The sequence below is a fragment of the Geodermatophilus sp. SYSU D01036 genome, from assembly GCF_054050435.1.
On record NZ_JBJGZJ010000041.1, the window covers coordinates 1 to 25323 of the forward strand.

Annotated in this window: 23 protein-coding genes; 8 read left to right on the forward strand and 15 right to left on the reverse strand. The window is 76.4% G+C overall.

The window, feature by feature from the left end:
- Positions 1-87: 87 nt before the first annotated feature.
- Entirely contained in the window at positions 88-627 is a 540-nt protein-coding gene (locus ACI8AR_RS22895) for a bacterial proteasome activator family protein (protein ID WP_457053037.1), read from the reverse strand.
- A 99-nt stretch (positions 628-726) separates the two neighbouring features.
- On the opposite strand from ACI8AR_RS22895, the gene ACI8AR_RS22900 reads away from it, so the two are divergent.
- Positions 727-1956 (forward strand): cysteine desulfurase-like protein, encoded by a 1230-nt coding sequence (locus ACI8AR_RS22900; RefSeq protein ID WP_457053038.1) that lies wholly within the window; start codon positions 727-729, stop codon positions 1954-1956.
- Between the two features lie 4 nt (positions 1957-1960).
- On the opposite strand, the gene ACI8AR_RS22905 is transcribed toward ACI8AR_RS22900, so the two are convergent.
- A complete protein-coding gene (locus tag ACI8AR_RS22905; protein ID WP_457053039.1) occupies positions 1961-2953 on the reverse strand; it encodes an NAD(P)H-quinone oxidoreductase in 993 nt (330 codons plus the stop codon).
- Between the two features lie 52 nt (positions 2954-3005).
- A complete protein-coding gene (locus ACI8AR_RS22910) occupies positions 3006-3683 on the reverse strand; it encodes an NAD(P)-dependent oxidoreductase (RefSeq protein WP_457053040.1) in 678 nt (225 codons plus the stop codon).
- 154 nt (positions 3684-3837) lie between these two features.
- On the opposite strand from ACI8AR_RS22910, the gene ACI8AR_RS22915 reads away from it, so the two are divergent.
- Together ACI8AR_RS22915 and ACI8AR_RS22920 are read left to right on the forward strand one after the other, a co-directional pair.
- Positions 3838-4803, forward strand: a complete 966-nt coding sequence (locus ACI8AR_RS22915; RefSeq protein WP_457053041.1) for an AraC family transcriptional regulator — start codon at positions 3838-3840, stop codon at positions 4801-4803.
- Positions 4804-4871: 68 nt separating this feature from the next.
- Positions 4872-5588 (forward strand): hypothetical protein, encoded by a 717-nt coding sequence (locus ACI8AR_RS22920; protein WP_457053042.1) that lies wholly within the window; start codon positions 4872-4874, stop codon positions 5586-5588.
- Between the two features lie 58 nt (positions 5589-5646).
- On the opposite strand, the gene ACI8AR_RS22925 is transcribed toward ACI8AR_RS22920, so the two are convergent.
- From ACI8AR_RS22925 to folP, 4 genes are all read right to left on the reverse strand, one after another.
- Positions 5647-7245, reverse strand: a complete 1599-nt coding sequence (locus ACI8AR_RS22925; protein WP_457053043.1) for an AMP-binding protein — start codon at positions 7243-7245, stop codon at positions 5647-5649.
- 80 nt (positions 7246-7325) lie between these two features.
- A complete protein-coding gene (locus tag ACI8AR_RS22930; protein WP_457053044.1) occupies positions 7326-7748 on the reverse strand; it encodes a PaaI family thioesterase in 423 nt (140 codons plus the stop codon).
- Between the two features lie 41 nt (positions 7749-7789).
- Positions 7790-8368, reverse strand: a complete 579-nt coding sequence (locus tag ACI8AR_RS22935; RefSeq protein ID WP_457053045.1) for a universal stress protein — start codon at positions 8366-8368, stop codon at positions 7790-7792.
- Between the two features lie 140 nt (positions 8369-8508).
- Positions 8509-9369, reverse strand: coding sequence for a dihydropteroate synthase (gene folP, locus ACI8AR_RS22940; RefSeq protein ID WP_457053046.1), 861 nt, complete (start codon positions 9367-9369; stop codon positions 8509-8511).
- 86 nt (positions 9370-9455) lie between these two features.
- Between folP and ACI8AR_RS22945 the strand changes: the two genes are divergently transcribed.
- Complete coding sequence (locus ACI8AR_RS22945) at positions 9456-9917, forward strand: MaoC family dehydratase (protein WP_457053047.1); 462 nt, start codon at positions 9456-9458, stop codon at positions 9915-9917.
- 57 nt (positions 9918-9974) lie between these two features.
- Here the strand turns inward: ACI8AR_RS22945 and ACI8AR_RS22950 are convergent, their stop codons facing one another.
- The 4 genes from ACI8AR_RS22950 to ACI8AR_RS22965 all read right to left on the reverse strand — a co-directional run bounded on the left by ACI8AR_RS22950 (position 9975) and on the right by ACI8AR_RS22965 (position 13273).
- A complete protein-coding gene (locus tag ACI8AR_RS22950) occupies positions 9975-11231 on the reverse strand; it encodes a serine hydrolase domain-containing protein (protein ID WP_457053048.1) in 1257 nt (418 codons plus the stop codon).
- A gap of 117 nt (positions 11232-11348) precedes the next feature.
- Complete coding sequence (locus tag ACI8AR_RS22955) at positions 11349-11633, reverse strand: HU family DNA-binding protein (protein WP_456930347.1); 285 nt, start codon at positions 11631-11633, stop codon at positions 11349-11351.
- 333 nt (positions 11634-11966) lie between these two features.
- On the reverse strand, positions 11967-12140 hold the full coding sequence (locus tag ACI8AR_RS22960) for a DUF1059 domain-containing protein (RefSeq protein WP_457053049.1): 174 nt from the start codon (positions 12138-12140) through the stop codon (positions 11967-11969).
- 38 nt (positions 12141-12178) lie between these two features.
- On the reverse strand, positions 12179-13273 hold the full coding sequence (locus ACI8AR_RS22965) for an EAL domain-containing protein (protein WP_456935765.1): 1095 nt from the start codon (positions 13271-13273) through the stop codon (positions 12179-12181).
- Positions 13274-13437: 164 nt separating this feature from the next.
- On the opposite strand from ACI8AR_RS22965, the gene ACI8AR_RS22970 reads away from it, so the two are divergent.
- Positions 13438-16170 carry a SpoIIE family protein phosphatase gene (locus ACI8AR_RS22970; RefSeq protein ID WP_457053050.1) on the forward strand — a complete coding sequence of 911 codons (2733 nt, stop codon included), beginning with the start codon at positions 13438-13440 and terminating at the stop codon, positions 16168-16170.
- A gap of 31 nt (positions 16171-16201) precedes the next feature.
- On the opposite strand, the gene ACI8AR_RS22975 is transcribed toward ACI8AR_RS22970, so the two are convergent.
- Together ACI8AR_RS22975 and ACI8AR_RS22980 are read right to left on the reverse strand one after the other, a co-directional pair.
- Positions 16202-17425: a saccharopine dehydrogenase family protein gene (locus tag ACI8AR_RS22975; protein ID WP_457053051.1), complete on the reverse strand. Its 1224-nt coding sequence runs from the start codon at positions 17423-17425 to the stop codon at positions 16202-16204.
- A 28-nt stretch (positions 17426-17453) separates the two neighbouring features.
- Positions 17454-18185, reverse strand: coding sequence for a trimeric intracellular cation channel family protein (locus tag ACI8AR_RS22980; RefSeq protein WP_457053052.1), 732 nt, complete (start codon positions 18183-18185; stop codon positions 17454-17456).
- A gap of 103 nt (positions 18186-18288) precedes the next feature.
- On the opposite strand from ACI8AR_RS22980, the gene ACI8AR_RS22985 reads away from it, so the two are divergent.
- Positions 18289-20280 (forward strand): putative bifunctional diguanylate cyclase/phosphodiesterase, encoded by a 1992-nt coding sequence (locus ACI8AR_RS22985; RefSeq protein WP_457053053.1) that lies wholly within the window; start codon positions 18289-18291, stop codon positions 20278-20280.
- On the forward strand, positions 20277-21182 hold the full coding sequence (locus tag ACI8AR_RS22990) for an ABC transporter substrate-binding protein (protein ID WP_457053054.1): 906 nt from the start codon (positions 20277-20279) through the stop codon (positions 21180-21182). The genes ACI8AR_RS22985 and ACI8AR_RS22990 overlap by 4 nt, the downstream gene beginning before the upstream one ends.
- A gap of 10 nt (positions 21183-21192) precedes the next feature.
- Here ACI8AR_RS22990 and ACI8AR_RS22995 read toward each other — a convergent pair whose 3' ends face one another.
- On the reverse strand, positions 21193-23250 hold the full coding sequence (locus ACI8AR_RS22995) for an acyl-CoA dehydrogenase family protein (RefSeq protein WP_457053055.1): 2058 nt from the start codon (positions 23248-23250) through the stop codon (positions 21193-21195).
- On the reverse strand, positions 23247-23915 hold the full coding sequence (locus tag ACI8AR_RS23000) for a TetR/AcrR family transcriptional regulator (RefSeq protein ID WP_457053056.1): 669 nt from the start codon (positions 23913-23915) through the stop codon (positions 23247-23249). Before ACI8AR_RS23000 ends, ACI8AR_RS22995 begins: the two co-directional genes overlap by 4 nt.
- A 90-nt stretch (positions 23916-24005) precedes the next feature.
- Between ACI8AR_RS23000 and ACI8AR_RS23005 the strand changes: the two genes are divergently transcribed.
- Complete coding sequence (locus ACI8AR_RS23005; RefSeq protein ID WP_457053057.1) at positions 24006-25292, forward strand: acetyl-CoA C-acetyltransferase; 1287 nt, start codon at positions 24006-24008, stop codon at positions 25290-25292.
- Positions 25293-25323 lie beyond the last annotated feature (31 nt).

Sequence of the window (25323 nt, forward strand, 5' to 3'; positions counted from 1 at the left end):
CCCCCCCCCCCGCGCGCCCCCCCCCCCGCGGGGCCCAGCCGCGGCGCCCCCCCGCGCCCGCCCGCGGCCGGCCCCGGGACGACTGGTCTACAGGTACTGGCCCCCGCCGGGGCGCTGCTCGGAGGTGCCGCCCGGCAGGGCCCGCCCGCGCCGGATCTCCTCCAGCTGCGCCCGGGCGGCCATCTGCTGGGCGAACAGGGCCGTCTGGATGCCCTGGAAGACGCCCTCCAGCCAGCCGACGAGCTGGGCCTGGGCGATCCGCAGCTCGGCGTCCGACGGCGTCTCGCCCTCGCCGAAGGGCTGGGTGATCCGGCGCAGCTCCTCGGACAGCTCGGGCGCCAGGCCCTGCTCCAGCTCCTGGACCGACGAGGTGTGGATGTCCCGCAGCCGGGCCCGGCTGGCGTCGTCGAGGGGCGCGGCGCGGACCTCCTCGAGCAGCTGCTTGATCATCGTGCCGATCCGCATGACCTTGGCGGGCTGCTCGACCATCTCGCCGACGGTGGGCCCGCCGTCGCCGTCGCCCTCCGGGGCGCCGGTGGGCACGGGCATCGCGCCGACCGGTCGTCCGTCGGGTCCCACGACGACGACCTGCTGCGGACGCTCCATGCCGTTCCCCGGTGCCGTCATGCCCCCATCCTGCCCCTCGCCGTCGCCGGGTGAACGCGGGGCGGCGGGGTGCCGGGTGCGGCGGCGGTCCCGGTGCAGCGCCCAACTAGGGTCGCCCGCATGCACCCGGGGGAACCACGGCTGGACGTCGCGCGCGTCCGTGGCCTGTTCCCCGGCCTCTCCGACGGCTTCGTGCACACCGACGCCCCCGCGGGCACGCTGATGCCGGAGAGCGTCGTGCACGCCGTCTCCTCGGCGATGCGGGTGCCGGTGGCCAACCGGGGCGGGGTCTTCCCGGCCTCGGCGCGCACCGAGGCCCTGGTCGCCGGCGCGCGGTCCGCGGTCGCCGACCTGGTGGGCGGGGTGCCCACCGGCGTCGTCCTGGGCCCGAACGCCACCTCGCTCGTCTACGCGTTCGCCCGCGCGCTGTCGCGCACCTGGCGCTACGGCGACGAGGTGGTGGTCAGCCGCCTCGACCACGACGCCAACATCCGGCCCTGGGTGCAGATGGCCGAGCAGGTCGGCGCGGTCGTGCGCTGGGCCGAGGTGGACATCGAGACCGGCGAGCTGCCCGCCTGGCAGTACGACGACCTCATCACCCCGCGCACCCGCCTGGTGGCGGTGACGGCGGCCAGCAACGCCATCGGTACGCGGCCCGACGTCGCCGCGATCGCCGCCCGCGCGCACGCCGTCGGGGCGCTGGTCTTCGTCGACGCCGTCCAGGCCGCGCCGCACGTGTACCTCGACAAGGCCGCCCTCGGCGCGGACTTCCTCGCCGTGTCGGCCTACACCTGGTGCGGTCCGCACGTGGGCGCGGTGGTCGCCGACCCGGCCCTGCTCGCCGAGCTCGCCCCCGACCGGCTGCTGCCCACGCCCGACCGCGTCCCCGACCGGTTCGAGACCGGCACGCCGCCGTTCGAGCTCTACGCCGGGGTCACCGCCGCCGTCGACCACCTGGCCGGCCTGTGCGACGACGCCACCGGCAGCCGCCGCGACCGGCTGCGCGCGTCCATGGCCGCCGTCGCCGCGTACGAGACCAGCCTGTTCGACTGGCTGGACCAGGCGCTGCGGGCCATGCGGCACGTGCAGGTGGTCGGCTTCCCCGAGCACACGACGCCGACGCTGTCGTTCACCGTGCCCGGCATGCGCCCGCGGCAGGTGGCCGCCGAGCTGTCCCGCCGCGGCATCTGCGCGTGGGACGGCGACTTCTACGCCCGCGAGCTGTTCGACGCGCTCGGCGTCAACGAGCTCGGCGGGGCCGTCCGGCTCGGGCTGGTGCACTACAACACCGCCGAGGAGGTCGGCTACGTGATCGACTCGGTGGCGGCGCTGCGCGGCGCGCTGCTCTAGGCGCTCACGCGTCGGGGAGCAGCAGCACCTTGCCGATGTGCTCGCTGGCCTCGACGACGCGGTGCGCCTCGGCCGCCCGCGACATCGGCAGCCGCCGGTCGACGATCGGCCGGACCACCCCGCGCTCCACGTCGGGCCACACCTCCGCCCGCACCGCGGCGATGATGTCCGCCTTGCCGCCCGGGCCGGCCGGCGGCCGCGAGCGCAGCGCGGTGGCCGCCACCGACGCCCGCTTGGCCAGCAGCTTGCCGAGGTCCAGCTCGGCCCTCGTCCCGCCCTGCATGCCGATGACCACCAGCCGGCCGCCGACGGCGAGCGCGTCGACGTTGCGGGCCAGGTACTTCGCGCCCATGTTGTCCAGCACCACGTCGACGCCGGCGCCGTCGGTCTCCTCGCGCACCCGCTCGACGAAGTCCTCGTCCCGGTAGTCGACCAGCACCTCGGCGCCGAGCTCGCGGCAGAACTCCAGCTTGGCCGCGCTGCCGGCGGTGGTGAACACCCGCGCACCGGCCCGGACGGCGAGCTGGATCGCCATCGTGCCGATCCCGCTGGACCCGCCGTGCACCAGGAAGGCCTCGCCCCGGCGCAGGCCGGCGAGCTGGAAGACGTTGGACCAGACGGTGCAGGTGACCTCGGGCAGCGCGGCCGCGGTGGCCAGCTCCACGCCGGCGGGGCGGGGGAGCAGCTGCACCGCCGGGACGGCGACCCGCTCGGCGTACCCGCCGCCGGCCAGCAGGGCGCACACCTCGTCGCCCACCGACCAGCCGGTCACGCCCTCGCCGACCTCGCTGACGATCCCGCTGCACTCCAGGCCGAGGACCTCGCTGGCGCCCCGCGGCGGCGGGTAGTGGCCGGCCCGCTGCAGCAGGTCGGCCCGGTTGACGGCGGTGGCCGCGACGTCGACGACGACCTCGCCGGGACCGGCCACCGGGTCGGGGACCTCACCCCAGCCGAGCACCTCTGGGCCGCCGGGTCCACTCGCGATCACCGCACGCATGCCCCCGACCCTAGGAGGACCCTCTCGCCCCCCACCTCTCGCGAGCCGGCTCTCAGGCGCTCCGGACGGGCGCCACGGGCGCCGTGGCGCCGGAGACGGTGACGCAGCGCCCGTCCCCGGACCCGGCGACCAGGTCGGCGAGCACCCCGCCCAGCGCCCGCCGGGAGACGTGCATCCCCTCGGTGTCCCCGGCCGGCGAGGTCGCGGCCGGCTCGTCGCCGTCGGTCAGGTACACCGGCTGGACGATCGTCCAGTCCAGGCCGCTGTCCCGGACGGCCCGCTCCTGCCGCTCGTGGTCGGCGATCTGCGGCCGCAGCAGCAGGGCGAAGACCAGCCGGGCCGACAGCGGCAGCCGCCCGCGCGTCTCCCCGACGCCGTAGGAGGACTGGACGACCAGCCGCGGCACCCCGTGCTCCCGCATGGCGGCGACCACCGCGGCCGTCCCCCGCGAGCGGACGTCCAGCGGGGTGCCGCGGCTGCCCAGCAGGCGCACCCGCAGCGGGGACTCGCTGATGCCGAGGGTCACCACCACGGCGTCCTGCCCGCGGACCGCGCGGCCGACGTCGCCCGGCGCCGTCGCGTCGCCGTCCACGGCCCGGACGCCGGGACGCCCCGCGTACGCGGCCGACGCCCGCCGCGCGAACGCGGTCACCTCGTGTCCCCGCCCGGCCAGCGCCTCCACGGCCGCCCGTCCGGACCCACCCGTCGCACCCACCACCAGAACGCGCACGTCCCTGCTCCTCCCGGTCCCGCCGGCGCCCGTCGCCGGTCGCCGTCGACACTGGCGGCCGGGGCGGCCGGGGCCCATGACCGCGCGTCCGCGGTCGGTGCCCGTTCGTCCGGCGGGCCTGGACGCCCGGTGCGGGCGTCAGCAGGCTGGGACCGTGCACGCGGACGCCGGGACCGACGGGGACCACGCCCGGCCCTGGGCGCCGGTCGACCCCCTCGGCGGCGTGCTGGCCGACCTCCGCATCCGCGGCACCTTCTACTGCCGGGCGGAGGCGACCGCGCCGTGGGGGCTGGAGATGCCCGCCCTCGCCGGGTGCATGAGCTTCCACGCCGTCACCCGGGGCAGCTGCCTGCTCGAGGTCGACGGCGAGCGGCACGAGCTCGCCGTCGGGGACCTGGCGCTGGTCCCGCACGGCCGCGGGCACCTGCTGCGCAGCGGCCCCGGGGCGCCGGTCGCCGGGCGGGCCGACCTGCTGCCGCAGCGGTACCTGGGCGACCACTACTCCGTCCTCCGGCTCGACGGCGGCGGGTCCCCGGCGGCGATGGTGTGCGGGGTGGTCGAGCCCGACCGGCCGGGCGCCGCCCACCTGCTCGGCCTGCTCCCGCCGGTCCTGGTGGTCGACGGGTCGGACCCGGCCCGGACCGGCTGGCTGCCGCTGCTGCTGCGGGTCCTCGCCGACGAGGCCGCAGTGGACCGGCCCGGCGCCGAGGCCGTGATCACCCGGCTGGCCGACGTCGTGGTCGTCCAGGCCGTCCGGGTGTGGCTGGACACCGCGGCCACGGGTCCCGGGTGGCTCCGGGCCCTCCGCGACCCCCAGGTGGGGCGGGCCGTGGCGTCGCTGCACCGCGAGCCCGGCTCGGCCTGGACGCTGACCCGGCTGGCGCGGGAGGCCCGCATGTCGCGCTCGTCGTTCGCCGCCCGGTTCACCGAGCTGGCCGGGGAGCCGGTGATGCACTACCTGGCCCGCTGGCGCATGCACCTGGCCACGGTCGCCCTGCGGCAGGGGGCGCGGGTGGGCGAGCTGGCGGGGGACCTGGGCTACGAGTCGGAGGCGGCGTTCTCGCGGGCGTACAAGCGGATCGTCGGCGTCCCGCCGACGGCGGCCGCACGACGCTCCTGAGACGCCCGGCGGCGCCGTCCAAGCAGGCCACAAGCCCGTTGCAGGAACCGGGCGGCACCGTCCCCACCATGACCACGACGAGCACCCCGACGACGACGCCCCCCGCCCCCGTCCGCCGCGCGCCCGCCCGCCGCGGCTCGGTCCGCTCCCTGGGCGACCACGCGCTGCTGCACCGGGCGCTGCGCTCGGGCACCCGGGTCGTGGCCGAGGCGCTGACCGGCATCGCCTTCGACGAGCCGTGCTGCCCCGAGCGGCAGCGCGAGCTGGTCCGCTGGACGAGCGGCGTGCTGGCCGAGGTCCGGGCGCACGCGGTGCTGCGCCGGCGGCTGGAGGCCGCGGTGTCCCGCGTCGTGCTGCCCGGCGGGGGCCCGGACCTGCGCCGCCCCGGTGGCGACGCCGCCCTCGACGAGGCGCTCACGCGGGCCGTCCTGGCGCTGCCGCTGTTCGCGCGGAACGCCAGCGCCGGCGCGCCCGCCCTGGCCGTCGCGCTGACCGACCTCGCCGACCTGGTCGCCGCCCGGCTCGATGCCGAGGAGGCCGGCGTCCTCCCGCTGGTCGACGAGCACGTGTCCGCCCCCGAGCGTCGCCGCGCCGAGCGGTCCGCCCGCCGGGGCCTGCCGGCCGCCCAGGCGCTGTTCACGCTGCCGTGGCTGCTGGACGCCTGCCACCCCGCCGAGCGGGTGACGGTGCTCGAGACCGCGTCCCGCCCGGCCCGGCTGGTCCTGCGGTTCGCCGGCGCGCGCCACGCGCGCACCCGCGACGCCGTCCTGGGCACGCCCTGGTGACCCCGGGAACGGCGACGGCCGGGCTCCCCCGGAGGGGGACCCGGCCGTCGCGTGACCGTCAGGCGCGGGCCTTGAGGTCCTTGCGCAGGATCTTGCCGGCCGCGGACTTGGGCACCTGCTCGATGAACTCCACCGCACGGATCTTCTTGTGCGGGGCGAGCCGGCTGCCGGCGTAGTCCATGACGTCCTGCTCGGAGATCTCCGCGCCGGGCGCCTTGACGACGAACGCCTTGGGCAGCTCCTCGCCGCTCTCCTCGTCCTTGACGCCGATGACGGCGGCGTCGGCGATCGCCGGGTTGCCGAGCAGCACGGCCTCGAGCTCGGCCGGGGCCACCTGGTAGCCCTTGTACTTGATCAGCTCCTTGACCCGGTCGACGACGGTGTAGCAGCCGTTCTCGTCGACGATGGCGACGTCGCCGGTGTGCAGCCAGCCCTCGTCGTCGAGGGTCTGGGCGGTCGCCGTCGGGTTGTTGAGGTAGCCCTTCATGACCTGCGGGCCGCGGACCCACAGCTCCCCGCGCTCGCCGGGGGCGGCGTCCGTGCCGGTCTCCGGGTCGATGAGGCGGCACTCGGTGTTGGGCAGCGCCAGGCCGACCGAGCCCTTGGGCACCTCGGTGACGCCCTCGGGCAGCCGGCTGGCGTCCGGGGTGGTGTGCGAGACCGGCGACAGCTCGGTCATGCCGTAGCCCTGCGCGACGACGACGCCGTCGGCGGCGCCCTTGCGCAGCCGGTCCTGGGCGGCCTGGGCCAGCGCCTCGTCCAGCGGCGCGGCGCCGGAGGTGATGCTGCGCAGCGAGGACAGGTCGAACTGGTCGACCATCGGGTGCTTGGCCAGCGCCAGCACGATGGGCGGCGCGACGAACGCGCGGGTGATCCGCTGGTCCTGGATCGTGCGCAGGAACTGCTCGAGGTCGAACCGCGGCAGGGTGACCACGGTGCCGCCCCACTGCAGGCCCTGGTTCATGAGCACGGTCAGGCCGTAGATGTGGAAGAACGGCAGGACGGCGATGATCCGCTCGTCGCCCTCGTGCAGCTCCACCAGCGGGCGGGACTGGCTGACGTTGGCCACCAGGTTGCGGTGGGTGAGCATGACGCCCTTGGGCAGGCCCGTGGTGCCGCTCGAGTAGGGCAGCGTGACCAGGTCGTCCGCCGGGTCGATGTCGACCTCGACCGAGGGGGCGTCGCTGGTGATGAGGTCCAGCAGCGAGGCGTGGCCCTCGGCGCCGTCCATGACGATGACCTCGTCGACCGGCGTCTGCTCGGTGGCCTCCAGCGCCCGGTCGAGGAACGGCGAGACGGTGACGAGCACCTTCGCGCCGGAGTCCTTGAGCTGGTAGGCGACCTCGTGGGCGGTGTAGAGCGAGTTGATCGGGCTCATCACCAGGCCGGCGCGGGCGATGCCGTGGAAGACGACCGGGTACCACATGGTGTTGGGGCACAGGACGGCGACGACGTCGCCCTTGCGCAGCCCGCGGGCGGCGAGCGCGGCAGCGACCCGGTCGACGTAGGTGGCCAGCTGGCCGTGGCTGATCGAGTCGCCGGTCAGACCGTCGACGAGCGCGGGCGCGTCGGGACGCGAGGCCCCACCGGCGAGGACGAACTCGGGTACCGACTGGTCGGGGATCTCGACGTCGGGGTAACGACTGGCCAGAGCCACGGTGCTCCTCCTCAAGGCGTGCGTAGTGGCGCCAGTCTCACACCCCGGGTGTGTCGCGCGGCACGCGGGTTACTCGCCGGTCACCTCGGCCAGAGCACCGACTGGGTGCACCGGAACAGCGCGAGGGTCTTCCCGGCGTCGGAGGCGACGACGGCGTCCCACACCTGCGTCGTCCGGCCGGCGTGCACGTTCGTCGCCACCGTGCGCAGCCGGCCCTCGCGGAGGGTGCCGAGGAAGTTGCTCTTCAGCTCGATGGTCGTGAACCCGGCCGACCCGTCCGGCAGCAGCGCGCGGGTGGCCAGGCCGCAGGCGGTGTCGGCCAGCGCGACGACGGTGGCCGCGTGCAGGTAGCCGTTGGGCGCGAGCAGCTCCGGGCGCACGTCGAGGGCGGCCTCGAGCCGGCCCGGTTCGTGCGCGGTGACCGTCAGGCCGATCAGCCCGGGCAGGGTGCCCGGGAGAAGGGTGTTGAGCTCGTCGGCGGTGAGGAACCCGGGAGCGGCCATGGCCGCGACCGTAGCGCCGCCCGAGCAGGGGGCCCGCCGCGTCAGGGGGCGGCGGAGTCGGCCCGCGACCGGCGGAAGCGGCGGCGGTGGGTGCGGACCCGCTCGCCGTCGGTGCGGCGGCGCAGGTGCAGCCGCTCGCGGTGCGCCTCGGCCGAGTGGACGACGGTGACCGGGCACGGCGCGTGCAGCACGCACTGCAGGCCCGTCGAGCCGAGCAGCACGCTGGAGAACCCACCGTGCCCCCGGCTGCCGACCACCAGCAGGTCCGCGCCCTCCGACTCCCGGACCAGCCCCTCGGCCGCCGAGCCGAGGACGGCCGTCACGTGGATCACCGGGTGCGGCTCCGGGACCTCGCGGAGCACCTCCTCGACGAACCTCTCGGCCCGCTCCACCGCCGCCGCCTCGGCCCGGTCGTAGTGGACGTCGCCGACCACGTCGAAGTCCATCCACGCCTCGGGCGGGCGGTACACGGTGACCGCCTCGACGGGCACGTCCCGGCGGACGGCGTCGTCGAGGGCGAACCGCAGCGCGGCCCGCGCCCCCGCCGACCCGTCGACGCCCACCACCACCCGCGGCCCGTGGGCCCGGGACTCCTCGACGCCTGCGGCCTGCTCGGTCATGACGGCCTCCCCGGCACCGTCCCCGCGGGACCCGGCGCCCCGGCGGGCGACCCGAGCATGATCCGTCCGGCCGCGCGGCGGAAGGGTCTCCGTCGCGCCCGCCGGGGGCCGCCGTCCCTCCGGTGTGGTGCCCGGCCGGCTCAGGCCAGGCCGCGGGTGGTCCGCGCCGGCGGACGGTCGCCGCGGATGGAGGCCACCATGTCCAGCGTCTGGCGGGTCGCGGCGACGTCGTGGGCGCGGAACACGCGGGCGCCCAGCCACGCGCTGACCGCCGTCGCGGCGAGCGTGCCGGTCAGCCGCTGGTCGAGCGGGACGTCGAGGGTCTCCCCGACGAAGTCCTTGTTCGACAGCGCCACCAGCACCGGCCAGCCGGTGGCCACCAGCTCGCCGAGCCGGCGGGTGGCCTCCAGCGAGTGCCGGGTGTTCTTGCCGAAGTCGTGGCCGGGGTCGACCAGCACCCGCTCGCGGTCCACGCCGGCGGCGACCGCGGCCTCGGCCAGCGCCGTCGTCCGCGCGACGACGTCGGCCACCACGTCGTCGTACCGGACCCGGTGCGGCCGGGTCCGCGGCGGCAGCCCGCCGGCGTGCGTGCACACGATGCCCGCGCCCGCCTCGGCCGCGACCTCCGCCAGCTCGGGGTCGACGCCGCCCCACGCGTCGTTGACGACGTCCGCCCCCGCGGCGAGCACCTCCCGGGCCACCTCGGCCCGCCAGGTGTCGATCGAGATCGGCAGGTCCGGGTGGGCGGCGCGGATGGCGGCGACCAGGTCCACGGTGCGGCGGATCTCCTCGGCGGGGGAGACCTCCGCGCCGGGAGCGGCCTTCACCCCGCCGACGTCGACCATGTCCGCGCCCTCGGCCACCACCCGGTCCACCCGCTCGACGGCGGCGGCGAGCTCGTAGGTCGCCCCGCGGTCGTAGAAGGAGTCCGGCGTGCGGTTGACGATCGCCATGACCACCAGCCCGCCGTCGGGCACGTCCCGCCGGCCCAGTCGCAGCACCGCGTCGCCTCCGTCCCGGCCGATGTGGTGGAGTCAGCCAACCAGACCACCGGCGGTCCGGACCGAGGGACACAGGAGGACAGGCGATGGCGCAGACCACCGTGGACGGCGTCGAGGGTGTGCAGGGGCTCGTCGGCCAGCACCTGGGCTACAGCGACTGGGTCGAGGTCACCCAGGAGCAGGTGAACCAGTTCGCCGACGCGACCGGCGACCACCAGTGGATCCACGTCGACCCCGAGCGGGCGAGGAGGGAGAGCCCCTTCGGCGGGCCGATCGCGCACGGCTACCTGACGCTGTCGCTCGTCCCGTCGCTGGTGCCGCAGATCGTGGAGATCACCGGCTTCCGCATGGGCGTCAACTACGGCACCGAGAAGGTGCGCTTCCCCTCGCCGGTGCCGGTGGGCAGCCGGGTGCGGGCGGGCGCGACGCTGGCCTCGGCGACGCCGTTCGAGGGCGGCATCGCGATGAACATGGACGTCACCGTCGAGGTCGAGGGCGCGTCCAAGCCGGCGATGGTCGCGACCGTCGTCTACCGCCGCTACCTGTAGGCCGGGCCGTGCACCTCCGCGGACGTGCTCCGTGCACGTCCGCGGAGGTGCCCGACCTCAGTTCACGATCGACTGGTTGACCAGGGCGCGCAGGTAGGCCCGGATGGGCAGCGTGCTCGAGGGCAGCAGCTGCGTGTAGAAGCTGACGACGACGTCCTCGACCGGGTCGACGTAGAACGCCGTCGACGCCGCCCCGCCCCAGCTGTAGTCGCCGACGCTCGCCACGCCGCCGTAGCGTGCCGGGTCCAGCACCATCGAGAAGCCCAGCCCGAAGCCGACCCCGCGCAGCGGCGTCTCGGCGAACAGCGGCCGGCCGAAGGTCTCCAGGTCCTGGTCGCCGGGCAGGTGGTTGCGGACCATGTGCGCCAGCGTCCGCGGGCCGAGCAGCCGCCCGCCGTCGAAGGAACCGCCGCGGCGCAGCATCTCGCAGAACCGCAGGTAGTCACCCGCGGTGGAGACCAGCCCGCCGCCGCCGGACAGGAACGTGGGCTTCCGGTGCGCCGCCTCGCCCATGGCGTCGATCGGCGCGAACGCGCTGGCCGGGCCGCCGGGCTGCCCGGGGACCGCGGCGTAGAGGCGGGCCAGGGAGGCGACGTCGTCGTCCTGGCGCAGGCCGAAGGAGGTGTCGGTCATGCCCAGCGGGCGGAAGACGCGCTCCTCGAAGAAGACGTCGAGGGTCTGCCCGGAGACGACCTCCACGAGCCGGCCGAGGACGTCGGTGGAGACGCCGTAGTTCCACTCCGACCCGGGCTGGAAGACCAGCGGCACCGACGCCCACTGGCGGCACGCCTCGGCCGAGTCGACGCCGGGCGGGGTGCCCCACTCGTGGCCCATCGCGCGGTACATGGCGTCGACCGGGTGGGCGTGGTGGAAGCCGTAGGTGAGCCCGGAGGTGTGCGTGAGCAGGTGCCGGACGCGGATCGGCTCGACCTGCGGCTGGGTGACCGGCTTCTGCGCCGACCCGGCGACGTAGACGCGGGTCTCGGCGAACTCCGGCAGCCACTTCGCGATCGGGTCGGTGAGCTCGAAGGCCCCCTCCTCGTACAGCATCATCGCCGCCACCGAGGTGACCGGCTTGGTCATGGAGAAGATCCGCCAGCGGGTGTCCTCCTCGACCGGCAGGCCGTTCTCGACGTCGCGGGAGCCGTACCGCCCGACGTGGGCGAGCCGGCCGTGCCGCGACACCGTGACCAGGAAGCCGGGCAGCTGCCCGTCGTCGACCCAGCGGGCCAGCCGCCTGTCCAGGCGCTCGAGCCGGCCTGCGTCGAGGCCCACCTCGGCCGGGTCGGTCTCCAGGGTCAGTCCGCTCGCCACGTGCTCCTCCGTCCCGGCACCGTCGCCCTCGGGCGGCGCCTGCCTGCGCATCCTGACCCACGGGACGTGGGCGAGGTCACAGGGGGCAGGCGCCGCCCCGGCGGGGGTCCCGGCGGATCAGACCGGCACGTTGCTCGCGGCCTTCTTGAGGTTCGAGCCGGCGGTCACCTTGACGGTGTTGGCCGCGGGGATCTCGATGGACTCACCGGTCTGCGGGTTGCGGCCGGTGCGCGCCGAGCGCTGGGTCCGCTCGACGGTGAGCAGGCCGGAGACGGCCACCTTCTCGCCGCGGGTGATCGCCTCGACGAGCTCCTCCTGCAGGCCGCTGAGCACCGCGTCGACGGTGGAGCTGGGGACGTCGGCGCGCTTGGCGATGGCGGAGACGAGTTCGGCCTTGTTCACGGGGTTCCTCTCAGGACGTCGCGACCGCGCGGTTCGGCGGCCGCCGGGTGGGCGCCGACCGCGGGTCCGCGGCGGCGGTCCCGGGCGGGTGCCCGGGACGGACCGGTCCCCGTCGGGGGGCCGGCCCGGGGCACCGTGACACGCCGACGGGGCATCTGACCAGTGCACGGGCCTGATCACGACCCTACGGACCCGCCGGTCCCACCCGTCCCGGGGGCGGGCGGACGCCCCGCGACACAGCGTGAGCGGCGTGCCGCAGCTCCCCGGGACCGACCCGACCGTCAGCGACCCGTGCCCGGGCGTCGACGTGTCCGGCCGGACCGCCGACGAGGGTCAGGCGGCGCGGATGTGCGCGCGGACGGCCGCCATCAGCTCCGGGCCGACCTCGGCCAGCCCGTGGTGGGCCGCGGCGTGCCCGGCGACCTGGCCGAGGATCCCGGCGTCGTCGGCGGCGGTGAACGAGGCGGTGCAGCCGGGGACGACGTCCCCGCGGCTGAAGGTCTTCACCGGGCGGTTCCTCTCGTGGGGGTGGGTGGTGCGGTCGGTCAGCGGGCGGCGGCCGCCGACGCCAGGTCCTCGACGCGCAGCAGGCCCACCACGGCGCCGGCGGCGTCGGTGCAGACCACGGGGTCGAAGCGCTGGGCCGGCGAGCGGGTCAGCGCCCGCTGCAGGGTGGCGGTGACGTCGTCGGTCGGCTTCGCGCGCAGCGACACCGGGGCGGTGTGCGCCTGCCCGGTGCGCGGATCGGTCAGCCGCAGGGCCAGCGGCTCGCCCTGCGGGCCCACGAGGACGACGGGCGGGACGCCGGGGAAGGCCTCGGTGACCTCGCACTGGCGGACCGGCCGCAGCAGGCTCGCGACGGTGGACGCCGTCCGGGCGCGGGCGGCGCACCCGCGGACCAGCGCGACGACGTCCGGGTCCAGCGGCGCGAACCCGGGCGCGGGCCGGCCGAGCAGCCACCCCTGCGCCAGCGGCACGCCGAGCCGGCAGAAGGCGGCCAGCTCGCCGCGGGTCTCGATGCCCTCGGCGAGCAGCCAGGCGTCGATCCGGCCGGCGAACTCGCCGACCATCTCGGCCAGCGCCATGCGCACCGGGTCGGTGTCGGCGCCGGCGACCAGGGAGCGGTCGAGCTTGACCAGCTGCGGCCGCAGGGCGGCCAGCTGCTGCAGGCCCGACCAGCCCGAGCCGGTGTCGTCGAGGGCGACCAGCGCGCCCCGCGCCCGCAGCGCGGCGACCTGGACCCGCAGCGCGCCCAGGTCGTCGACCGGCGCGTGCTCGGTCAGCTCGACGACGACGCGGTGCAGGTCCGGGCGGGTGGCCAGCGCCTCCTGCACCGGCGCCGTGCCGAGCAGGTGCGGGCCGACGTTGACGGTGAGGAAGGTGTCCGCGGGCAGGTCCGGGACGGCGGCCAGGGCCTTGTGCAGGGCCAGCGCCTCGAGCTCGGCGGCGATCCCGGCGTCGGCGGCCGCGGCGAACCACACGTCCGGGCCGGCGGTGCCCGGGAAGCGGGACAGCGCCTCGTACCCGGCCACGCGGGCCCGCGCGAGGTCGACGATCGGCTGGAAGACCAGCGTGAGGTCGTCGGGGTCGGCGAGCAGGGGGCGGCAGTCGGGCAGCCGCCGCGTCAGCATCCCCGTCATGCCCTGGGGATCGGCCGCCGGCGCCGTCCGCCCGACCCCTCCGGCGGCGGCCCTCACCCGGGCGGGGGACCGCCGACGCCACCCGGACGGTGCCGTCCGTCCGGCCGCCTCCCGTGGCACCATGGACGGCTGCGGCCGTCCGGTCGCGTGAGGACAGGAGGGCCGTGACCGTCCCCCTGCCGTCCGCGCCCGACGACGTCCTGCAGGACCCGCACCGCGTCGCCGCCGCCCGCCGCCTGTTCCTCGAGGTGTCCGGTCCCGCCGCCTACGACCGGCTGTCCGGGCTGGCCGCGCGGCTGCTCGACGTCGGCCACGCGAAGGTCACCCTGTTCATCGAGCGGGACACCGTGATCGGCGGGCACGGCCTGCCGCCCGGCGTGGTCGGCGGGCGGGCGCTGCTCACCGGCGCGTTCTCCGAGCGCGTCGTGCGCGAGGGACGGGCGCTGGCGGTGTCCGACGCGCGGGCCGACCGCGTGCTGGCCGCCCTGCCCGCCGTCACCTCCGGCGAGGTCGTGGCCTACCTGGGCACGCCGCTGCTGTCCGCGTCCGGCTTCGTCGTCGGCGCGCTCGCCGTCTACCACCCCGGGCCGCACACCTGGGAGCCCGACGACGTCGCGCTGCTGGAGCACCTGGCCGCCGCGGTGGTGGCCGAGCTGGAGCTCTCGGCGGCCCGCTCCGCCATCGGCGTGTCCCGCACCCGGCTGGAGGTCGCCCTCGAGGCCAGCGAGATCGGCATCTGGGAGTACGACCTGCGCACCGGGGCGCTGCACTGGGACGAGCGCTGCGCGGCGGTGCACGGCCTCGAGGGGCCCCTGGACATCCTCGACGTCGACCGGATGCTCGCCGAGCGGATCCACCCCGACGACCACGCCGCGGTGCGGACGGCCATGGCCCAGGCGCTGGCCGGCGCCGGCGAGTACGCCGTCGAGGCCCGCGCCCTGCACGCCGACGGCAGCGTGCGGTGGACGGTGTCCCGCGGCCGCGTGGTGCGCGACTCCCGCGGCGAGCGGGCGCGGGTCCTCGGCACCGTCCTCGACGCCACCGAGGCCCGCGAGCAGGCCACCCGCCGGATGGCGGCGGTGCAGCGGGCCGCCGCCGTCGCCGAGGTCGCCGCGGAGCTGGCCAACGCGACCGCGCTGTCGCAGCTGGCCGAGATCGCGCTGCGGGGCGCCCGGGTGCTCGGGGCGTCCTCCAGCGCGCTGGCCGCCTTCGACGGCGACGGCGCGCTGCGGCTGCACCTCGCCCGGGACCTGGCCGACACCGTGGCCAGCGCCGCCGCGGAGGCCGACGTGGAGCTGCCGACCGAGGCCCTCGTGATCGAGCTCGACGACACGCTGCCCACCCAGTACGCCGCCCGGCACGGCGAGCGGCTGGTCTTCGCCGACCTCGACGAGGCCGTGGCCCGGTTCCCGCAGATGGCCGAGGTCGGCGCCGCGCTCGGCCTGCGCGCGCTCGCCGCGCTGCCGCTGCGGGTCGAGGGCCGGCTGCTGGGCAGCTTCGTCGTCCTCTGGGACACCGAGCACGTCTTCGCCGACGACGACGTCGAGCTGCTCGACGCGCTGACCGCGCAGATCGCGCTGAGCGTCTCCCGGCTGCGGTCCCAGGCCGAGCGCGCCGAGGCCGTCCGCGCCATGGCCGAGGCCAACCAGCGGCTGCAGCTGCTGGCCGACGCCGGCCGGGTGCTCTCGGGCAGCCTCGACATCGGCGAGCAGCTGGAGCAGCTGGCCGACCTCGTCGTGCCGGCGCTCGCGGACTGGTGCTGGATCGTCGTCACCGAGGAGCAGGGGCGGCTGCACGAGGTGGCCTGGGCGCACCGCGACCCGGCCCGCCGCGACGACGTCGCCGCCTACGTGCACGCGATGATCCACGGGATGAGCGACGAGCACGCCGCCCGGGTGGTGACCCGCACCGGCCGCCCGCTCGTGGTCCCGGAGCTGGACGCCGCCCGGATCGCCCGGTCGCTGCCGGACCCGGCCGACCAGGAGACGCTGCTGCGGCTGGCGCCCGGCTCGGCGCTGATCGTGCCGCTGGTGGCGCGGGGGCGGGTCATCGGCGCCCTGGGCACCGCCAACGACGCCGCGCGCGGGCCGCACACGCCGGGCGAGGTCGAGACCGCGATCGAGGTCGGCCGCCGGGCGGGGCTGGCCCTGCAGGCGGCCCGCCTCTACGAGCAGCAGCGGGACCTCGCCGACGCCCTGCAGCACAGCATGCTCACCGCGCCGCCCCGGCCCCGGGGCTGCGAGATCGTCGTCCGGTACGTGCCGGCGTCGGAGGGCGCGGAGATCGGCGGCGACTGGTACGACGCGTTCGTCGAGGCCGGCGGCGCGGTGGTGCTCGCGATCGGCGACGTCGTCGGGCACGACCGGCACGCCGCCGCGGCGATGGGCCAGCTGCGCGGGCTGCTGCGCGGCATCGGCTACGCCGGCGGCGGCTCACCGGCCGAGGTGCTCGCCGGGCTCGACCGCGCCGCGGCCGGGCTGGCGCTCGGGACGATGGCCACCGCGGTCCTCGCCCGGCTGGAGCGCACCGACGGCGGCGGCGCACGGCTGCGCTGGTCCAGCGCCGGGCACCCCCCACCGGTCCTCGTGCTGCCCGGCGGCGGCGTGCGCGTGCTGGACGAGGGGACGGCGGACCTGCTGCTCGGCGTCGACCCGCGCCGTCCGCGCGCCGACCACGACTGCGAGCTGCCCGTGGGCTGCACGGTGCTGCTCTACACCGACGGACTGGTCGAGCGGCGGGACCGCGACCTCGACGCCGGCACCGCCGCCCTCACCGCCGCGCTGGCCGAGTTCGGCGACCTCCCCCTCGCGGAGCTGTGCGACCGGCTGCTCGGGCGGATGGTCCTGCCCGGCGCCGAGGACGACGTCGCGCTGCTCGCCGTCCGCGTCGAGCGGTGAGCAGCGGGCGCCACGGCGTCCTCCTGGACGTCTAGAGGGGCACGACCTCGTAGGTGTGCCCGGCCGCGCGCAGGCGCTCGACCAGCACGCCGTCCAGCGCCGTCGCGGGGGTCAGCGACCCGGCCCGGTCCGGCAGCCGCTCCTCGTCGAGCGCCAGCGCCAGGCCCACCTCGCCGAGCATCACCGACGTCGCCTTGTAGCCGGGGTCGCCCTGCCCGGCCACGGTCGCGCGGTACCGGCGGCCGCTCTCGGTGTCGGCGTCGGCGACCATGCGGAAGAAGCCCTTCTCCCGCACCGCCTCGCTCGGCCCGCTGCCGGGCGCGGGGAGCACCCGGTCCAGCAGGGCCCGGGTGGGCGGGAAGGCGATCGCGCCGAGCGCCGCGGCGAGGCCGGTGGTGACACCGGCGGCGGCGAGGGCCCCGGGGATCCCGCGGCCGGTGCTCATCGACTCGCCGTAGCGCAGCCCGCGGCCGTAGGCCCAGTCCTGCAGCGCGTTGCTGCGGCGCACGATCCGGGTGTTGAACGGCGCCATGACGAACGGCGCGGTCCAGCGGCCCTCGGCGGCGAGCGCGGGCGGCACGGCGTCCGGCGGCTGCCGGGTGTCCGGCTCGGCGGCGCGGTCGGGGGAGAGGGCGTACGGGTCGCCGATCACCTTCCGCACCGCGCGGTCGGTGGCCATCGCCTCGACCTGCGCGCGCATCGAGTCGACCGTGCCGCCGCTGAACCCGCCGCGGACGGTGGCGACCAGGCGGACGTCGGTGAGCCCGCCCGCGCCGTCGGCCCGGGCCCGCTCGGCGAGCAGGAACACCGACAGGTCCGAGGGGATGGAGTCGTAGCCGGCGGCGTGCACGAGGCGGGCGCCGGTCTCCCGGGCGACGGCGTCGCAGCGGTCGATGGCCTCGCGGACGAACAGCACCTCGCCGGTGAGGTCGGCGTAGTGCGTGCCGGCCCGGGCGCAGGCCTCCACCACCGGCAGGCCGTAGCGGTGGTACGGGCCGACCGTGGTGACCAGCACCCGGGTGCCCTCCGCCATGTGGGTCAGTGACGCCGGGTCGCCGCTGTCGGCCTCGAGCAGCGGCCAGTGGCGGGCCGGCTCCGGCAGGTCGGCCGCGGCGGCGGTCAGCTTCTCCCGCGACCGGCCGGCGAGGGCCACGCGCAGGTCGGGCGGCGCGGCCTCGGCCAGGTAGGCGGCGACCAGGCGGCCGACGAAGCCGGTGGCGCCGAAGAGGACGACGTCGTGCTCCCGCTCGGGCATGCGGCTCATCCTGCCGGGCGGCTCCGGCTCACCGCATCCGGCGGCGGATGACCCGGCGGCGCCCGTCCGGCCGCCCGGACCGGTCGCGGGCCGCCAGCCGGCTGCGGGCGCGGCCGGGGAGGTCGACGGCGACCGGCGCCTCCCACCCCCGCCACACCGACAGCACCCGCAGCGCCGCCACGAACGCGATCACCAGCAGCGCCACCGGGATGGGGTCCACGCCGAGCGGCCCCGCCAGCAGGGTGAGCAGGGTGGCGCCGAGCAGCGCGGCGACGGCGTTGTAGGGCCCCGGCTGCACGATGTCGGCGCGCTGGGCGAGCAGCACGTCGCGGATCACCGCCCCGCCGACCGCCGTCAGGGTCCCGATGAACACCACCGAGGCGCTGGGCAGGCCGGCGAGCTGGGCCTTCTGCGCGCCGATGACGGTGAACAGGCCGAGGGTCAGCGCGTCGAGCACCACCAGCAGCGCGGTGAGCCGGGACAGCCAGCCGGAGAAGAAGAAGGTCACCGCCGCGGTGATGGCCACGGCGGGCAGGTAGGCGCGGTTGGTCAGCGCCACCGGCGGCCCCTCGGCGAGCAGCACGTCGCGGATCAGCCCGCCGCCGAGGCCGCCGCTGACCGCGAGCAGCAGGACCCCGGAGACGGCGAAGCCCTCCCGGGCGGCCAGCAGCCCGCCGGTGAGCGCGCCGACGACGATCGCGGCGAGGTCGACCGCGGCCGGGACGCGCAGCGTCTCGGTGGCCGCCGCGAGGGTGCTCACGAGGGTCCATCCTCCCGCCCGTCCCCGCGCCGCCCGGGACCCGGCCCCCCGGACGGGTGAGACGGCGCTCGACCCGCGGCCCGGTCCGTCCGATGAGGCAGCCATGAGCAGGTCCCGGAGCGCGACGGCGGCCGGCACCCGGCTGTTCGCCGCCTACGCCGCGGCCAGCCTGGTGCCGGTCGTCGTGCTGGGCGCGGTCCTCGCGGCGGGCATCCGGCAGGACGCCGTCGACCGCGCGCTGGAGTACGGCCACGCGCAGGCCGCGGTGGTCGAGGAGATGGCCATCGCCCCGGCGCTGCGCGGGCAGGACCTCGGGACCGGGCTGACCGGTGCCGAGCGCGAGCGGCTGCAGGCGGCCACCGACCTCGCCGTCTTCCGCGGCTCGATCCTGCGGCTGCGGCTGCGGGACTTCGCCGGCACGGTCGTCTTCGCCGACGACGGCGCCACCGGTCCCGAGACCGCGCTGCCCGACTACCCCGCCGGCGAGGACGTCGTCCCCGCGGCCGGCGCCGCGTTCGCCACGGCCGCGGGAGGCGGGACCGACGTCGCCCTGCTCGACGACGACGGCCTGGCCGTGGGCCGGATGATCCGCGTCCTGCAGCCGATCGTCGCCGACACCTCCGGGCGCTCGGTCGGCGTGCTCGAGCTGCTGCTGCCCTACGACACCGTCGCCGCCCAGGTCGAGGCGGCCACCACCCGCACCTACTGGCGGCTGGGCGCCGGCCTCGGCGCGCTGTACGTGGTGCTCGCCGGGATCTCCTGGTCGACCACCCGCCGGCTGCGCCGCCAGGCCGCGCAGGCCGCCCACGACGCGCTGCACGACCCGCTGACCGGCCTGGCCAACCGCGAGCTGTTCGCCCGCCGGGTGGCCGCCGAGGTGGGCCGCGGCGCCCCGGCCGCCGTCGTCCTCGTCGACCTCGACCGGTTCAAGGAGGTCAACGACACCCTCGGCCACCACGCCGGCGACCAGCTGCTGCGCGAGGTGGGCCGGCGGCTGTCGGCCACCGTGCGGGCGGAGGACACCGTGGCCCGCCTCGGCGGCGACGAGTTCGGCCTGCTGCTGCCCGGCATGGACGACGCCGGCGCCGCCCGCGAGCTGGTGCAGCGGGTCAGCGACGCGCTGTCGGTGGAGACCGTGGTCGACGGCGTGCCGCTGGCGGTCGAGGCCAGCTGCGGCATCGCCATGCACCCGGCCGACGCCACCGACGTCGAGACGCTCATGACCTGCGCCGACGCCGCCATGTACCAGGGCAAGCGCGGCGCGACCGGCGTCGTCGTCTTCGACCCCCGCGCCACCGCCCCCTCGCCGCACTCGCCGGCGCTGCAGCACGACGTGCGCCGCGCGCTGGAGGACGGCGACCTGCGCCTGCACTACCAGCCGCAGGTGGACCTGGCCTCCGGCGCCACCGTCGGCGTCGAGGCGCTGCTGCGCTGGCAGCACCCGCAGCGCGGGCTGATCGGCCCCGGCGAGTTCCTGCCGGCGCTGGAGCAGTCCGGCGTCATGGGCGCGCTCACCGAGTGGGTGCTCCGGCAGGCGCTGGCCGACTGCGCCGCCTGGACCGCCGCCGGCGAGGACTGGACGGTCTCGGTCAACGTCTCGGTGCGCAACCTCGAGGCGCCCGGGTTCGCCGCCACCGTCGCCCGGCTCGCCGCCGCGGCCGGGGTGCCGCCGGCGAAGCTGGTCCTGGAGGTCACCGAGACCGCGCTGCCCGCCGACCTCGCCGCCGCCTCGGCCTGCCTGGCCGAGCTCGCCGCGCACGGGTTCGGCGCGGCGCTGGACGACTTCGGCGTCGGCTTCGCCAGCCTGTCGCACCTGCGCTCACTGGCGCTGGCGGAGGTCAAGGTCGACCGGGCCTTCGTCACCGGGGTGGACGTCTCGGCCGAGGACGCCGCCGTCGTGCGGTCGCTGGTCGAGCTCGCCCACGGCCTGGGGCTGTCGGTCTGCGCCGAGGGCGTCGAGACGCCCGAGGTCGCCGCCTGGCTGCGGGCGGTCGGCTGCGACCGCGCCCAGGGCTGGCTGTTCTCCCGGCCCCGCCCGTGGCCGGAACTCACCTGCGCGGTCGCGTCCGCGCCCGCCCAGGAGGTCCTCGCGTGACCCGCACCCGCCGTGCCGTCGTCGGCACCGCCGTCCTCGCCGCCACCCTCGTGACCGCCGGGTGCGGGGGAGCCGCCCCGGCCGCCGGCGCCGGCCCGGCCGCCGCCGTCACCGTCGACGAGGAGCTGCACGCCGCGCTCCCCGCCGACGTGCGCGAGGCCGGCGTCCTGACCGTGGCCAACGACCCGTCCTACCCGCCGGCGTCCTCGTTCGGCCCGGACGGGCGGACCATCGTCGGCTTCGAGCCCGACCTCGGCGCCGCGCTCGGCGACCTGCTCGGGGTGGAGGTGCGCTTCGAGGCCTCGCCGTTCGACACGCTCCTCGACGACCTCGCCGCCGACCGGTTCGACCTGGTGATGAGCGCGGTCACCGACACCGCCGAGCGCGAGCAGCAGGCCGACTTCGTCAACTACTTCCGCGCCGGCTCCTCGATCGTCGTCACGCGCGGCAACCCGCTCGGCATCCACGAGCTGGCCGGGCTGTGCGGCCGCAGCGTCGCCGTCGAGGCCGGGACCGTGCAGGTCGGGCTGCTGGAGCGGGCGCAGACCTCGTGCACGCGGCGCATCGACGTGCACGAGCTGCCCACCAACGACGACGCCCTGCTGGAGCTGCGCACCGGCCGCGCCGACGCCGTCGTCGCCGACTACCCGCCGGCGGTCTACGTGACCACCGACCCGCGGACGCAGAACAGCTACCAGCTGGTCTCCGACACCCAGTACGAGCCCGGGCTGTACGGCATCGCCGTCGCTCCGGACCGGACCGGGCTGCGCGACGTGCTCACCGAGGCGCTGCAGCGGCTGGTCGACGACGGCGTCTACCAGGAGCTGCTCGACCGCTGGGAGGTCGGGCACGGCGCCGTCGACGCGGTGACCGTCAACGGCGCCCTGCCCGCCGGCAGCTGACCCGGGCTCACTACTGGGCGGGCGCGACCTCCACCGCGGTGGCGGTGTCGTCCGGCACGGCCCCGCCCGGCGCCGCCGCGGCGCGGATTCGGGCGTCCTCGATGTGCATCGCCTCCTGCCGGTCCGCCTCCTCCTCGAGGATCGCGGCGTTCTTCCACGCGGCGGGGATGGCGAACCCGTCGACGAGGGTGACCATGTGCGGCCGCAGCTCGGCGAGCAGGGCGTTCACCGTGGCGGTCAGCGCCTTGGACCGGGCCGGGGTGAGCTGGCCGTGCTCGAGGAACCAGCCCTTGTCCGCCTCGATGGTCGACAGCGCGTAGAGGTCGCAGAGGGCCTCGAGCAGCGCCCTCGCGTCCGGGTCGGGAGTCCGCTCGATCCCGGCGACGAACGCCTCGAGGACCACCCGGTCGATGTGCGTGGACGCGGTCCGCAGCACGTGGTCCTGGACGCTGTTGAAGACCTGGAAGGGCTCCATGCCCTCGGTCGCGGCGTTCTTCCGCAGCCGCCGGATGGCGCCCTCGAGGGTGTGCTTCTCGCGGAACTCGAACGCCTTCAGCTGCCAGCCGCGGTCCCGCAGCGGCACGTCCTCGTCCCGGCCGGGGACGGCGTCGACGAGCCGGGCGATCAGGCCGCGGGCCGCCGTCCGCTCGAGGACGGTCTCGCGGACCATGTCGGCGACGAACGCGACCCGGCCCCAGCCGTCGAGGGAGCCGAACGCGTCGCGGTAGCCGGTGAGCAGGCCCTTGGCGACCAGTTGCAGCAGGACGGTGTTGTCGCCCTCGAACGTGGTGAACACGTCGGTGTCGGCCTTGAGCTGGGGCAGCCGGTTCTCGGCCAGGTAGCCGGCGCCGCCGCACGCCTCGCGGCACGTCTGGATGGTGCGGGTGGCGTGCCAGGTGTTGGCCGCCTTGAGCCCGGCCGCGCGCGACTCGAGCTCCCGCTGGGCCGCCTCGTCGACCGCCTCGCCGTGCTCGTGCACCGCCGTCTGGACGTCGTGCATGGTGCTGACCAGCTCCTCCTGGGCGAACGCCAGGGCGTAGGAGGTGGCCAGGGCCGGCAGCAGCTTGCGCTGGTGGACCAGGTAGTCGTTGAGCACGATCTCCCGGTCGCGGCCGGGGGCGGCGAACTGGCGGCGGACCTCGCCGTAGCGGACGGCGATGTCGAGGGCCAGCTTGGTCGCCGAGCCGGCCGAGCCGCCCACGCTCACCCGGCCGCGGACCAGCGTGCCGAGCATGGTGAAGAAGCGGCGGGTCTCGTTCGCGATGCCCGAGGTGTAGGTGCCGTCCTCGGCGACCTGCCCGTAGCGGTCGAGCAGCATCTCCCGCGGCACGCGGACGTGGGCGAAGGACAGCCGGCCGTTGTCGACGCCGAGCAGCCCGGCCTTCGGGCCGTCGTCGCCGATGGTGACGCCGGGCATGGGGTTGCCGTCCTCGTCGCGGATCGGCACCAGCCAGGCGTGCACGCCGCGCGGCTCGCCCTGGGTGACCAGCTGGGCGAAGACGACGGCCATCCGCCCGTCCTTCGCGGCGTTGCCGATGTAGTCCTTGCGCGCGGCCTCGTGCGGCGTGTGCAGGTCGAAGGTCCGCGTCGCCGGGTCGTACGTGCAGGTGGTGCGCAGCTGCTGGACGTCGGAGCCGTGGCCGGTCTCGGTCATGGCGAAGCAGCCGGGCAGCGCGAAGCTCATGATGTCGGGCAGGTACGCGTCGTGGTGCCGCTGCGTGCCGAGCAGCTGGACGGCGCCGCCGAACAGGCCCCACTGGACGCCGGCCTTGACCATGAGCGACAGGTCGCCGAACGCCAGCATCTCGATGGAGGTCACCGAGCCGCCGGCGTCGGCCTCGCCCCCGTACTCCTTGGGGAAGCCCAGGCCGACGCGGCCGGTGGCGGCGAGCTCGCCGGCCAGCCGGGTGATCCGCTCGCGGGCCTCCTGCACCGACTCGCCGTAGACCGGGGCGTACTTCGGGTCGCCGAGCTGCTCGCGGGCGTCGCGGCGCACGTGCGCCCACCGCCCGTCGAGCACCTCCTGGAGGCGCGCCGGGTCCACGGTGCGGGGGAGGGTGGAGGTCACTTCTTCTCCTCGGGGGTGGGGACGGGCTCTCCCGGCACCAGGCTGCGCAGCCCGGCCCAGGCGAGGTCGGTGAGGTGGGCGGCCAGGTCGGCCCGGGGCATCGGCCGGTCGGCGCGCAGCCACCAGTCGGCGGCGGCGCGGACCAGCCCGACCAGGCCGTGCCCCCAGGGCGCGGCGGCCGCGGGGTCGCGGCCGGCCTGCTCGAGCGCGACGGCCACCAGCGCGGCGGCCTGGTCGCCGACCAGGTCGGACAGCGTGCTGACCGGGTCGGCGTCGACCGGGCGGTCCAGCAGCGGGTGGGCGACGACGAAGCGGTAGAGCTCCGGGTCGGCCTCCAGGAACGCGAGGTAGGTCTCGACGGCGGCGGCCACCATCCGGCGCGGGTGGTCGGTGCTGGTCATCGCCGCGCGCAGCTTCTCGGTGAGCTGGGCCGCGACCCGGTTGCAGACGGCGACGTAGAGCTCGCTGCGGTCGGCGAAGTGCCGGTAGACGACGGTCTTGCTCGTGCCGGCCTCGGCGGCGATCTCGTCCATGCCGACGCCCGCGCCGTGCTTGCCGACCGCGGCGACGGTGGCGTCCACCAGCTGCTCGCGGCGGGCGCGGCGGTGCTCGTCCCACCGCGAGTCCCGGCGGTCGCGCCCCCGGGACGCCGTCTCGGCTTTCATGTTACCGACGGTACCGTGTACCGTCGGTACCGGCCACTCCGTCCGCCGTTCGCCCGCGAACGGCGCTCCAGGGACCCCCGGAGGTCACCGATGAGCTCGCACCGGACCCGGCGGGCCGCCGTCCTCGGCGGCAACCGCATCCCGTTCGCCCGCTCCAACTCCCGCTACGCGCAGGCGTCCAACCAGGACATGCTCACCGCGACCCTGGACGGCCTGGTCGCCCGCTTCGGGCTGCAGGGGCAGCAGGTGGGCGAGGTCGTCGCCGGTGCGGTCCTCAAGCACTCGCGCGACTTCAACCTCACCCGCGAGTCGGTGCTCGGCTCGACGCTGTCGGCCGCCACCCCGGCGTACGACGTGCAGCAGGCCTGCGGCACCGGCCTCGAGGCCGCGGTGCTGGTCGCCAACAAGATCGCCCTCGGCCAGATCGAGTCGGGCATCGCCGGCGGCGTCGACACCACCTCCGACGCGCCGCTCGCCGTCCACGAGGACCTGCGCCGCGTGCTCATCCGGCTCAACTCGGCGAAGACCCTCGGCCAGCGGCTGAAGGCACTGCGCGGCCTGCGCCCCGGCCAGCTGGTGCCCGAGATCCCGCGCAACGCCGAGCCGCGCACCGGCCTGGCGATGGGCGACCACGCCGCCATCACCGCCGAGGAGTGGCAGATCGGCCGCGAGGAGCAGGACGAGCTGACCGTCCGCTCGCACCGCAACCTCGCCGCCGCCTACGACCGCGGCTTCCTCGACGACCTGGTCACCCCCTACCTGGGCCTGACGCGCGACCAGAACCTGCGGCCGGACACCTCGCTGGAGAAGCTCGCGGAGCTGGAGCCGGTCTTCGGCGAGGGCCCCGGCGCCACCATGACGGCGGGCAACTCGACGCCGCTCACCGACGGCGCCTCGGCCGTCCTGCTGTCCTCCGACGAGTGGGCCGCCGAGCACGGGTTCCCGGTGCTCGCCCACCTCGTCGACGCGCAGACCGCGGCGGTGGACCACGTGCACGGCGGCGAGGGCCTGCTCATGGCGCCGGCCTACGCGGTGCCCGTCATGCTGGCCCGCAACGGCCTGACGCTGCAGGACTTCGACTTCTACGAGATCCACGAGGCGTTCGCGTCCACCGTGCTCTCGACGCTCAAGGCGTGGGAGGACCCGGCGTTCTGCAAGGAGCGGCTCGGCCTCGACGCCCCGCTCGGCGCGATCGACCGCGACAGGCTCAACGTCAACGGCTCCTCGCTGGCGGCCGGGCACCCGTTCGCCGCGACCGGCGGCCGCATCGTCGCGACGCTGGCCAAGACGCTGCACGAGGCCGGCCCGGGCAAGCGCGGCCTCGTCTCCATCTGCGCGGCCGGCGGCCAGGGCGTCGTCGCGATCCTCGAGTCCTGACCCCCTTCCGTGCACTTCCGCGGAAGTGCAC